Source organism: Pseudoalteromonas rubra, assembly GCF_000967655.1.
Taxonomy (GTDB): Bacteria; Pseudomonadota; Gammaproteobacteria; order Enterobacterales; family Alteromonadaceae; genus Pseudoalteromonas; species Pseudoalteromonas rubra_A.
In genome coordinates this window covers 1-10,230 of the sequence record NZ_JXYA01000078.1, presented here as the reverse complement: position 1 = coordinate 10,230, position 10,230 = coordinate 1, and the positions used below count along the sequence as shown (strand labels likewise).

Genomic DNA, 10,230 nt, shown 5'->3' with positions numbered 1-10,230 from the left:
TGAAAGTAGGACATCGCCAGGCTCGGCGCCCCCGGGCCTTATAAGAGAAACCCGTTGCAGCAATGCAGCGGGTTTTTTGCTATGTGCGATTAGAAAAAGTTGTAGACAGAGCGGTGTTGTCTATTCATCCATGAAGCTGGGTCCCATCGCGCATCTCGATAATTGCTCCTGCATTATTCTACTTCCCCACATCCATATGGGTCCCTGCGCTCACCTCTTCGAACTGCGAAGCGTTGCTTAGGTTTCTCATCACCCTTGCGCAAAGTAAATGTACTCGCGTTGCTCGCTGTCATTGTACTTTGCACTTTCATTAACTGAGCTCTTTAATTGCTTCGCTAAGCCCATCTAAAGTTAACGGAAACATGCGACCTGCCATCAGCTCATAGATCAGGCCAATAGACTGGTAGTAGGGCCAGTGTGTTTTTGGCTGGGGATTGAGCCAGGCGACTTTATCAAAATGCTGAGTGAGTCTTTGCAACCACACTGAACCGGCTTCCTGATTCCAGTGTTCAACACTGCCGCCGGGATAGGCTATTTCATAGGGACCCATGGTGGCATCGCCGACAAAGATCAGTCGATAGTCCCGGCCAAAGCGGTTGATCAGTTGATGGGTATCGAGCAAGGTGTTATCCAGCCTGTCGTTATCCTGCCAGACATGCTCGTACACACAGTTATGAAAGTAGAAAAACTCCAGGTGTTTAAACTCGCTGTGTGCGGCGCTGAACAGCTGTTCACAGATCTGAATATGATCATCCATAGATCCGCCGATATCGAATAACATGATGACGTTGACGGCATTGTGCCGCTCAGGCGCCATTTTCACATCCAGCATACCGCCTTGCTTAGCCGTAGCGCGGATGGTTTCGTTCAGATCGAGTTGATCGCTGGCGCCGCTGCGGGCAAATTTTCGCAACTGCTTAAGCGCCAGCTTGATAGTGCGATTACTGATGTCACTGTCGGCATCTAAGTTACGGTATTGGCGTTTATCCCAGACTTTGACTGCACGGCGGTGACGGCTGCCATCCTGGCCAATCCGCACACCTTCCGGGTTATAACCGTACGCCCCAAAAGGCGAGGTACCACCGGTGCCTACCCATTTGTTGCCACCGGCATGGCGCTTTTGCTGCTCGGCGAGCCGTTGCTTCAGGGTGTCCAGTAACTTATCGAGTCCACCGAGCGCTTTAAGCTTAGCTTTTTCTTCTTCACTCAGGTGCTTTTCAAATTCTTTGCGCAACCAGTCCTGTGGCAGGACGTTTTGCTGCAACTGGCTGAACAGATCCAGAGACTCCACCCCTTCAAAGTAATCGGCAAAGGCGCGGTCAAACTTATCGAACTGGGTTTCATCTTTGACAAAGATGGTTTTGGCCAGATGATAAAACCCGTCGATGTCGGCAAAACACACGCCTTTATCGAGCGCATTGAGGCAGTCCAGCAGCTCCCGCAGGCTGGCTTTGACCCCGTAGCGCCTGAGCGTGAATAAAAAGTCGATCAACATGATCAGCGCTTACCTAAAAAAGCCAGCTTCTCAAGCAAGGTCACATCCTGCTCATTTTTCAGCAGTGCGCCAAACATGGGCATTAATCCCCCTTTGTGGCTGCGGTCTTGCAGTGTTTCGGGGTCAATGTCTTCTGCCAGTAGTAGTTTAAGCCAATCGAGCAGCTCACTGGTGCTGGGCTTTTTCTTCAACCCGGCCACGCTGCGTAATTCAAAAAACACTTCCAGCGCTTGTTTTACCAGGCGGGGCTTAATTGCCGGGAAGTGCACATCGATGATCGCCTGCATCTCTTCTTTGTCCGGGAAGTCGATATAGTGGAAGAAGCAACGACGTAGAAATGCATCGGGGAGTTCTTTTTCGTTGTTGGAGGTGATGATCACAATAGGGCGAACCTGAGCTTTAACCTGCTCACCGGTTTCGTACACGTGAAACTCCATGCGGTCTAACTCAAGCAGCAGATCGTTGGGGAACTCAATGTCTGCCTTATCGATTTCGTCGATCAGCAGGACAGGGCGTTTCGCCTGAGTAAAGGCCTGCCACAGCTTGCCCTTAATGATGTAGTTGCCAATATCGTGCACCCGGGCATCACCCAGCTGGCTGTCGCGCAGACGCGATACCGCATCGTATTCGTACAGGCCTTGCTGCGCTTTGGTGGTCGATTTGATGTGCCACTGAATGAGCTCTGTATCCAGGCTTTTGGCCAGCTCTTCGGCCAGCAGGGTTTTTCCCGTGCCAGGCTCCCCTTTGATCAAAAGTGGCTTTTCCAGGAGCACGGCAGCATTCACAGCCTGTTGCAGCGCGGTGCTGGCAATATAAGACTCGGTACCTTTAAACATAAACTTCTTAACTCTGGTCTGATGAGTAGTAGGGGCTCAGTGTGCCACAGCGCAGTCGGGCAGTGCAAATATGCGTCATTCGGCGGCCCCCAGATATGCGAAACGTGGGCGCTGCTGACCACCTACTTCAACCGTTTCACAGAACATGCTGAGCGGTCTCACCCAATGATCAAAGTTGCCATACAAGGTCTGGTATACCACCATCGCTTCTTCGGTTTCACTGTGGGTGGCGACAAACAGCACCTGATATTTAGGACCTTTGTAATGCTGGTAAATGCCGGGTTTAAGTTCTTTGCTCACGGTCGTTGCTCCAATTGGGTATAATGTCGGGGTTTTAATTAATAGGTATCTGACATGAATTATATTGCGCTCGATGCGTTCAAGAAAGCCTGGGTGTTTCGTCATCAGGACTTGCCCATTGAGGAGGCCGATCTGGCTCGGATCAAGCCGATGACAGAGCAACGTGCTGCGGTGCTGTGGACCACTATGGTCAGTCGTGAGCAGGATCACCCCGACTTTTTTACGCCCCATGACTGGCCAGGTAAAGAAGAAAACTGGCATGAAAGCCTGGATTGGGAAGGACCATGGGAAGCGGGTGAAGCCACCCTGCCAGACACCATTTGTGATTTCCTTAACTGGGAAGACAACACCACAGTGTACTTTTGTATGTCGCGTGAGCTGATCATTGAAACTCAGTTTGATGTATTTAAGCGCACCTGGCAGAACTTTATGTTTCTGGCCGATGGCAGCCTGCTGCTGGGTAAAAAGCGTGATACGGCAGTGATGTTCAGTGAATCCGGAGAAGCCAGACTCGGCAAGCGACCTAAAAACCCGTAGTTGTGCTTGTCAGCCTGATATCGATGGCTTTCATGTTAGTGCGCTATATTTAACCGTGTGGTCGTGATATAACCTCTGTGTAAAGGAGGCATTTTGAACGGTCCAGGTCACACTAAGCAACAAAGCACGATATGGCAGGATGAAGCAACCCGGCTGGCGTATGCTGAGCTGGCGAATGTCTTTTATGCGCGTGAAATACCCGGCTTATCGGCAGAGCCCGACCCGGCGCGGTTGCAAAGGCGCTTAAACAGCCTGCCTTATTACGTAGAGCGAGCCGCCACGCACATTGTGCTTGGCGAGGTGCCCCTTGAGCTTGACAGCCACAATGGCTGCTGGCTGGCTAAGCAAGGCAAATGCCCTCAGTGGCAAGCTGAGCAAACCCAGGCTTATTACGCCAACCAGGCGACGGTAGGGTTAGTGGTGCCGGTGCTGGTTGTTGATGGCGGGATTACCAGCCTGTATTTAGACACGCTCGACCAGAGCCGTGACGGCCTTTGGCATTGCAATCAGTTTGGCTGGTTTGATAACTCAGGCAAAGCGCACGGTGATGATGAGTATGCCCAATTGCCAGCAACACGCTATTTACTCAAACCCAGTAAAGCATTAATGACGGCTGCCTGTTGTGGTCACCGCTGGCAATATCATAAAATGTTGCCACCCAGAACACTGGGATTACGTGAAATGTTACTGGCGAGCAGTATAAACTGGCCAAACGTCAGGAAAAAACAACAACGCAAGTAGTGCACATTGCCTGGGGCAATGCATGATCCTGTAAAGCAATTAAGGTAGCCCTGATGCGATATTTCCAACTTGCATTGCTATGTCTGTGTGCATACACCCAATACAATCTGTGGTTCGGGCATAATGGCCTGGAAGATTTCAGACGCATCAAAGCGGCGGTCGATAAACATCAGGCCGCCAATGCCGACCTGGCAAAGCGAAATAAATTACTAAAAGCTGATATCGAAGATCTTAAGCTCGGCCTTGAAGGGGTCGAAGAGCGCGCTCGCCATGAGCTGGGGATGATCAAACCCAACGAAACCTTTATCCGCGTATTACCAAAGAAGCATGATGAATAACATAACCATTGCAGCGGTTGTACCTGCTGCCGGCGTAGGGGCCAGAATGGGGCTGAATCACCCCAAGCAATACCTGAAAATTGGCGATAAAACCGTGCTTGAGCATACGCTCAGCAAACTGGCGAAGGTGCCCAGGCTGGATAAAATCTATGTCGCGGTGAGTGAAACCGATGGCTATTTTGCAGAGCTTGATTTAAGTGCGCTGGCTGTTACCCGGGTGACGGGCGGGCAGGAGCGCGCCGACTCCGTACTAAACGCTTTACTGGCCATGCAAAATACCCCACCTGATTGGGTGCTGGTCCATGATGCTGCGCGCCCGCTGGTAGAGGTCAGCGATATCACCAATCTGATTGAGCAATGCTTAACACATCAGGAAGGAGGTATCCTGGCGAGTAAAGTCAAAGATACCATCAAGCGCGGCACCAGCCACAGCGAAGAGACGGTGCCAAGAGAGACCTTGTGGCAAGCGTTAACGCCGCAGTTCTTCCCTTATCAGCAACTACTCACTGCATTACAGCAGGCACGGCAAAACAAGTTACAGGTGACCGATGAGGCATCTGCCATCGAGCAGGCCGGGCAATCCGTACGGTTAGTCAGCGGCCGCTCAGACAATATTAAAATTACCACACCAGAAGACTACGCATTGGCCAGTTTTCTGATGTCACAACAAAGCAAAGCGAGGTCACTATGATACGCATAGGTCACGGGTTTGATGTTCATAAGTTCGGTGGCGAAGGCCCGCTAACCATTTGTGGCGAAAAGATCCCCTATAGCCAGGGGTTTATTGCACATTCCGACGGTGATGTGGCCATTCATGCCGTGTGCGATGCCTTACTCGGGGCACTGGCACTGGGCGACATTGGCAAGCACTTTCCTGATACTGCCGCTGAGTTTGAAAACATCGACAGCCGGATCCTGCTGCGCTCTGTGATGGAGCAGGTCAGCGAACTGGGTTATCAGCTTGGTAATCTGGACGTCACGATTGTGGCACAGGCACCAAAAATGCGTCCGCACATTGATGCTATGCGCGCCAACCTGGCGGCAGACTGTAACGCCGATATTGGCCAGGTCAATGTTAAAGCCACCACCACCGAAAAACTGGGCTTTGAAGGGCGCAAAGAGGGCATATCCAGCCATGCCGTGGTGTTGCTGACGAAGGTGGCCTAGTGTGAAAACCTCTGTATCTGATCTGAATTACCTTTACGGTGAGCCATTAGCGCGGGCTGAGTTTAAGTCTCAGCCGGAAGATTTCATGGTCGACGAGATCCTCGACATTGACTTTACCGGCGAAGGCGAACACGTTTGCCTGCAGATAGTTAAAAAAGGCGAAAACACCGCTTTTATCGCCCGTAAGCTGGCCGCGTTTGCCGGCGTCGCCCCCAGGGATGTCAGCTACGGCGGACTGAAAGACCGTCACGGGGTGTGTACTCAGTGGTTTAGTGTTCCGGTACCAATCAAGCAGGAGCTTGATTTCAGCACGCTCAACTGCGACAGCCTGTTTGTGCTAAAGCAGGTTCGTCACAACCGAAAATTACGCACCGGGTGTCATAAAGGTAATCGTTTTACCATCACATTACGTAATGTCAGTGAACCGCTGGATCTGCTGTCACGAGTGAATGCCGTGCGTCAGGGCGTGCCCAACTATTTTGGTGAGCAACGCTTTGGACATGATGGCTATAACCTGGAAATGGCGCAAAGGCTGTTTGATGGAGAGCGGATCCGTGATAAAAAACTACGAGGGCTGGTTATTTCGGCTGCGCGCTCGCACATTTTTAATCAGCTGGTTTCAAGGCGGGTTGCTGAACACGGCCTGGCAAAAACCTGGCATCGCGAAGTCTTTATGCTCAGTGGCAGTAATGCGTTTTTTGAAGAAGACATCAGCGATGAGCTGATAGTCCGGCTGCTCGAGGCAGACATTGTGTTATCGGCGCCGATGCTTGGCAAAGGCGAAAAAGGGCTCACTGCGCTTGAGATAGAGTGGCTCAAACCCTTTGCCGATTGGTGGCAGGGGCTGGGTGCGTTGGGGCTTAAAAACGAGCGCCGAGCGCTTAGAGTGATCCCCGAAAACCTGACGGTGAAAACACTCGACGCGACCACAGTTCAGCTTAGTTTTGATTTACCAAAAGGGTGCTATGCCACCGCGATACTGCGTGAGCTGGTGCATCATGAAGATGTCAGCCATCGCAATTATGATAAAAAAGGAAGCAATCAAGATGAAGATCCTGCTCAGTAACGATGACGGAGTCCATGCAAAAGGCATTGAAGTGCTCTACCAAGCTTTGTGCGAAATTGCAGAAGTTGTGGTGATAGCACCTGATCGCAATTGCAGCGGCGCGAGTAACTCACTGACATTGCTGAACCCATTGCGGGCAACCCCGCTGGAAAACGGCTTTATAAGCGTGAATGGAACACCCACCGACTGTGTCCACCTGGGGGTGAACCAGCTGCTGGACGAAGCACCGGATTTGGTCGTGGCTGGCATTAATAATGGTGCTAACCTGGGCGACGATACCCTTTATTCCGGCACAGTGGCGGCGGCCACAGAAGGGCGTCATCTTGGCTTGCCCGCCATTGCCGTATCATTGTGCTCAAAACGCGAAGCCCATTACGAAACCGCCGCGGCAGTCACGGTTAAACTGATCAAAGCACTGAAAAGCCACCCGCTGCCCAAAGATCAGATCATCAATATCAATGTGCCGGATATTCCGCTGTCTGATCTCAAAGGCATGCAGGTCACTCGCCTGGGCGCCAGACACAAAGCCGAAACTATGACCCGACAACTGGATCCCTGGAATCGGGATGTATACTGGTATGGCTCATTGGGTCAGGAGCTGGATGCTGGCGAAGGCACAGACTTCTATGCGGTGAAGCAGGGGTATGCCGCCATCACGCCTCTGAAAGTAGACATGACAGCACATGAAAGCCTGGATTCATTGTCAAGCTGGATAGCCGCGCAGGAGTAAGCACGTTGCTCAAAAACTACAAACGCAGCGCTGAGGCTCTGGTTGCGACTTTGGGTCGCCATGGGATCAGCGACCCTGAGGTATTAAACTGCCTGGAGATCACGCCCCGGCACCTGTTTGTTGATACGGTATTGCAGCATAAATCCTACGAGAACACGGCGCTGCCGATTGGCCAGGGGCAGACCATTTCTCAGCCGCTGGTGGTGGCGAGAATGACCGAGCTGCTGCGTCAGGCCGGGGTGCGCAAAAAAGTCCTGGAGGTTGGTACAGGCTCAGGCTATCAAACCGCAGTGCTGGCCCAACTGTTCGACGAGGTGTACAGCATAGAGCGGATCAAAGCCTTGCAGTGGCAGGCCAAGCGCCGTTTGCATATGCTGGACTTATACAATGTTGCCATGAAGCATGGTGATGGCTGGCAGGGCTGGGCGTCTAAAGGCCCGTATGATGGCATCATAGTGACAGCGGCGGCAGCGCAGGTGCCGCAAGCGTTACTAGCGCAGTTAGCGGATGGCGGCGTGATGGTGATCCCGGTCGGTGAACAATATCAGGTACTCACTCTGTACCAGCGACAAGGCCAGCAGTTCATTGAAAATAAGCTAGCCGAGGTGCGTTTTGTGCCCCTGGTGCCGGGCGCACTTAGCTAGAAGTGACAAAAAAGGCGAGAAAATCCAGTTGAGTATGCTAAAGTGGATGGTCGAATTAACAAGCGGAAAGTAATCAAGGCATGAATCGGGCGCGCATCAATACTCTATTGCTATTGTGCTATTTTCTGGCCGCGTGTACGACGCCACATTCCCCAGCCCCAGTTGTTAATCTCTCCAAAGGTAAGACCAGTTATAAACAAAAAATTCAAATAAAAAATAATCAATATAAGGTTAAAAAAGGTGACACATTATTTGCTATTGCTTTTAGTGCAAATAAGGATGTCAGAACTGTTGCCAAAATCAATAAAATTAAGCCTCCTTACACCATTTTCCCCGGTCAACTCATCTTATTAGAATATCCGAAAAAGAAGTATAAATCGTCCAAAAAGCAGCCGAATAAAACCGTAAAATTAACCAATAAAGAACAAAAAAATAACATAACACCGAAAAAAGAGCTTGATCGACCTAAGCAACGAGAGTATGTTCAAAAGCAAGCCAGCGAAAAATCCAGTCATACCAAACAGTTGTCAAATAATAAGGTACGATGGCGCTGGCCCGCAGTTGGTAAGGTGACCCGACGTTTTTCTGTCAAAGAAAACGGCTATAAGGGAATTCAGATTACAAATAAAAAGGGAACATCTGTTAAGGCTGCGGCAAATGGCGTTGTTGTATACGCAGGGAGCGCATTACGGGGTTACGGCAATTTAATCATTCTGAAACACACCGATGATTATCTTAGCGCGTACGCTCACAATTCCAAATTGCTAGTAAGAGAGCAGCAGCAAGTTAAAGCCGGGCAAAAAATTGCCGAAATGGGAGATACAGACGCATCATCTGTTGCGTTACGGTTCGAGATCCGTTATCGCGGACAGGCCGTAAATCCTAGTAGGTATTTGCCTAAATAATAGCCTATCGACGTAATGATGGAAGACTGTCACTTATTCGCTTGGGGGGATGCTTATGGCTCAAACAGCAAAATTGAATAGTAAAGTAAATCCAGAGTTGGACGAGAAGTTTGATGATGTTTCAGTCGAGGAGCCCAAATCGGAGCTACTCGAAGACATTGAAAATGATGAAGAGCTTTTCGCCAAGGACGACAGCGTTAAGAATTTAGATGCAACTCAGTTGTATCTGGGAGAAATTGGCTTTTCGCCACTGCTCAGTGCGGAAGAAGAAGTGTACTTTGCACGAAAAGCGCTTAGAGGCTGCGAGGCTTCACGAAAGCGTATGATCGAAAGTAACCTGCGTCTGGTGGTAAAAATTGCGCGGCGTTACAACAATCGAGGACTGGCATTACTTGATTTGATCGAAGAAGGTAATCTGGGCTTGATCCGGGCGGTTGAGAAATTTGATCCGGAACGGGGTTTCCGTTTTTCTACTTATGCAACTTGGTGGATCCGTCAGACCATTGAACGGGCCATTATGAACCAGACGCGCACCATTCGTTTACCTATCCATGTGGTTAAAGAGCTTAATGTGTACCTTCGTACAGCACGTGAGCTGACGCAAAAACTGGACCACGAGCCAACTGCCGAAGAAATTGCAGAATCGCTCGACAGACCGGTTGAAGATGTTAGTAAGATGTTGCGTCTGAACGAAAAAATCACTTCAGTGGATACGCCGATAGGTGGCGATAATGACAAGGCATTGCTCGACATTATTGCGGACGAGCGGGGCTATGAGCCGGAAAGCGAAGTTCAGAACAAAGACATTAACCGACATATTGTCGACTGGTTAGGTGAGTTAAACCCGAAACAAAGAGAAGTCCTGGCACGTCGCTTTGGCTTACTGGGTTACGAGCCATCAACGCTGGAAGATGTAGGTCGTGAAATTGGCTTAACACGTGAGCGTGTGCGTCAAATTCAGGTAGAAGCACTGCGTCGCTTAAAAGACATTCTGCAACACGAGGGGTTAAGTACCGACAGCTTGTTTGAACAAATGTAAGCAAAGGTGCAGCGCAGGTTTTTATTGTCTCATTTTATTAGCTGAATTAGTGTCGCGCTGCCAGAAACATACTCGTAGAGTCATTCCGTTGTTTGAGTGACTCGCGCATCTCTCCAACACACTCCCTGTTATTACTTTATCTTTCATAGTTTGGTGACATTGCGAGAAAAAGCTGAGCCTGACGATTTTGAGTGCGCGTTTCACACGGGGCGCCGTATATGTATAGACGATAATTCGCTCTGTACGCAGCACATGACATTCCTCTCCCTAAAACTCAGTCATCCCGGCCAGCGAGCCGGGAACTACCGGCAGGCCATTCAGAAAGCTAGCTATTTGCACCACATCGACATACAACACCGTCATCCCGGCCAGCGAGCCGGGAACTATTAGCAGACCACTCAGAAAGCCAGCTATTTGCACCGCATCGACATA

At 50.3% G+C, this 10,230-nt stretch carries 13 protein-coding genes; 10 read left to right on the top strand and 3 right to left on the bottom strand.

The features are described 5' to 3' along the window. Positions 1-310: 310 nt before the first annotated feature. The 3 genes from TW77_RS22995 to TW77_RS22985 all read right to left on the bottom strand — a co-directional run bounded on the left by TW77_RS22995 (position 311) and on the right by TW77_RS22985 (position 2,631). A complete protein-coding gene (locus TW77_RS22995) occupies positions 311-1,495 on the bottom strand; it encodes a vWA domain-containing protein (protein WP_046007306.1) in 1,185 nt (394 codons plus the stop codon). A gap of 2 nt (positions 1,496-1,497) precedes the next feature. After that, complete coding sequence (locus TW77_RS22990; RefSeq protein ID WP_046007305.1) at positions 1,498-2,331, bottom strand: AAA family ATPase; 834 nt, start codon at positions 2,329-2,331, stop codon at positions 1,498-1,500. Between the two features lie 75 nt (positions 2,332-2,406). Then, a complete protein-coding gene (locus tag TW77_RS22985) occupies positions 2,407-2,631 on the bottom strand; it encodes a DUF1653 domain-containing protein (protein ID WP_046007304.1) in 225 nt (74 codons plus the stop codon). Positions 2,632-2,685: 54 nt separating this feature from the next. On the opposite strand from TW77_RS22985, the gene TW77_RS22980 reads away from it, so the two are divergent. From TW77_RS22980 to rpoS, 10 genes are all read left to right on the top strand, one after another. Beyond that, positions 2,686-3,168 (top strand): DUF2947 domain-containing protein, encoded by a 483-nt coding sequence (locus tag TW77_RS22980; protein WP_046007303.1) that lies wholly within the window; start codon positions 2,686-2,688, stop codon positions 3,166-3,168. Positions 3,169-3,261: 93 nt separating this feature from the next. Then, positions 3,262-3,909: a hypothetical protein gene (locus TW77_RS22975; RefSeq protein WP_046007302.1), complete on the top strand. Its 648-nt coding sequence runs from the start codon at positions 3,262-3,264 to the stop codon at positions 3,907-3,909. A 53-nt stretch (positions 3,910-3,962) separates the two neighbouring features. Continuing rightward, positions 3,963-4,247: a cell division protein FtsB gene (gene ftsB, locus TW77_RS22970; RefSeq protein ID WP_046007301.1), complete on the top strand. Its 285-nt coding sequence runs from the start codon at positions 3,963-3,965 to the stop codon at positions 4,245-4,247. Next, positions 4,237-4,938: a 2-C-methyl-D-erythritol 4-phosphate cytidylyltransferase gene (ispD, locus tag TW77_RS22965; protein WP_046007300.1), complete on the top strand. Its 702-nt coding sequence runs from the start codon at positions 4,237-4,239 to the stop codon at positions 4,936-4,938. The genes ftsB and ispD overlap by 11 nt, the downstream gene beginning before the upstream one ends. Further along, positions 4,935-5,414, top strand: a complete 480-nt coding sequence (ispF, locus tag TW77_RS22960; protein WP_046007299.1) for a 2-C-methyl-D-erythritol 2,4-cyclodiphosphate synthase — start codon at positions 4,935-4,937, stop codon at positions 5,412-5,414. The genes ispD and ispF overlap by 4 nt, the downstream gene beginning before the upstream one ends. 1 nt (position 5,415) lies before the next feature. Continuing rightward, positions 5,416-6,480, top strand: coding sequence for a tRNA pseudouridine(13) synthase TruD (gene truD, locus TW77_RS22955; RefSeq protein ID WP_046007298.1), 1,065 nt, complete (start codon positions 5,416-5,418; stop codon positions 6,478-6,480). Further along, positions 6,461-7,210 (top strand): 5'/3'-nucleotidase SurE, encoded by a 750-nt coding sequence (gene surE / locus TW77_RS22950; protein ID WP_046007297.1) that lies wholly within the window; start codon positions 6,461-6,463, stop codon positions 7,208-7,210. The genes truD and surE overlap by 20 nt, the downstream gene beginning before the upstream one ends. A 5-nt stretch (positions 7,211-7,215) precedes the next feature. Next, positions 7,216-7,854, top strand: a complete 639-nt coding sequence (locus tag TW77_RS22945; RefSeq protein ID WP_046007296.1) for a protein-L-isoaspartate(D-aspartate) O-methyltransferase — start codon at positions 7,216-7,218, stop codon at positions 7,852-7,854. Positions 7,855-7,934: 80 nt separating this feature from the next. Then, entirely contained in the window at positions 7,935-8,759 is an 825-nt protein-coding gene (locus tag TW77_RS22940; RefSeq protein WP_046007295.1) for a peptidoglycan DD-metalloendopeptidase family protein, read from the top strand. Between the two features lie 55 nt (positions 8,760-8,814). After that, positions 8,815-9,798 carry an RNA polymerase sigma factor RpoS gene (gene rpoS / locus TW77_RS22935; protein WP_046007307.1) on the top strand — a complete coding sequence of 328 codons (984 nt, stop codon included), beginning with the start codon at positions 8,815-8,817 and terminating at the stop codon, positions 9,796-9,798. The last annotated feature ends 432 nt before the right edge of the window (positions 9,799-10,230 follow it).